The sequence below is a fragment of the Oleiphilus sp. HI0067 genome (genome assembly GCF_001635735.1).
The window spans coordinates 1-1,097 of the sequence record NZ_LWFI01000872.1 but is presented as its reverse complement, the minus strand read 5'-3'; the positions used below and the strand labels follow the sequence as shown (position 1 = coordinate 1,097).

Genomic DNA, 1,097 nt, shown 5'->3' with positions numbered 1-1,097 from the left:
GCTTTCAACCAGAAAAGCGCACAGTAGAAGAAATCTGTTTTTCTGTGGCATGATAAGTCATTTGTTTGGCTTTTCATAATATCGGGATCAGAGTATTTTTACTCCGACCCCGATTTACAGCATGACTACAAGAACTTACAGCAAGACTTGGTGCTGCTCTGCTTTTAAGCGTGGTCCGTATTGGCTGACTACTTGAGCAGCTGCTTTGTTTGCCAGAGAAGCCGCTTCAACATAGGACTTTCCAGCAGTAATAGCATATAAAAATGCGCCAGCAAACATGTCTCCCGCACCGTTGGTATCAATAGCTGTTGCTGCCACACCTTCAACTTTTGATAGCGTTGTGCCATCAAATACCATTGCGCCATCTTTACCTAATGTGATCGCAAAACTGGCCGCGTATTGTTTCATCGCGTCACAGGCTTCTTCGATATTCGAAGTCTTTGTCCAACCGAGTGCTTCGTCTTGATTGGCAAACAGAAGATCAACTTTATCGCCGAGCATGTCGGCGAGACCATCACCGAAAAATTGCACCATTCCAGGGTCAGACAACGACAGGGCTGTTTTGACACCATGCTGTTCAGCTAATTTGCGCAACTCAACAGCCGCAGCGCGTCCTGTGTCTGACGTAACAAGATAGCCTTCGATGTAGGCATACTCTGATTCTTTCAACGCATCGATGTTGATGTTCTCGGTGCTTAGTGTTTCGCTGATCCCAAGAAAGGTATTCATGGTACGCTCAGCGTCTGGGGTAATCATGACTAGACACTTACCGGTTGTACCTGATTCATGTTTTGATTGATCGGTAGAGACGCCTGCCTCAGCAAGGTCGTCATGGAAGAATGTACCGTTATCGTCATCAGCTACTTTGCATGAGTAGTATGTTGATGCGCCAAAGCAAGCTGCCGCATAAATTGAGTTACACGCACTGCCGCCACTAGATCGCTTGCTACCCACTAGGTGACCTTTCATATGATCGAGAAGCTCTGTTTGGCGTGCTTCATCTACCAATGTCATAAGACCTTTTTCGATGTTTGCTTGAGATAGAAAATCATCAGTGACTTCAATTTCGGTGTCGACAAGTGCAGCACCGAGGCCAT

Annotated in this window: 1 protein-coding gene; it reads right to left on the bottom strand. The window is 46.2% G+C overall.

Annotated elements, in window-relative coordinates; genetic code table 11:
• Positions 1 to 135 precede the first annotated feature (135 nt).
• Positions 136 to 1,097, bottom strand: a 962-nt coding sequence (locus A3739_RS09575; protein ID WP_068501169.1) for an adenosine kinase, incomplete at its 5' end; no start/stop codon positions are given.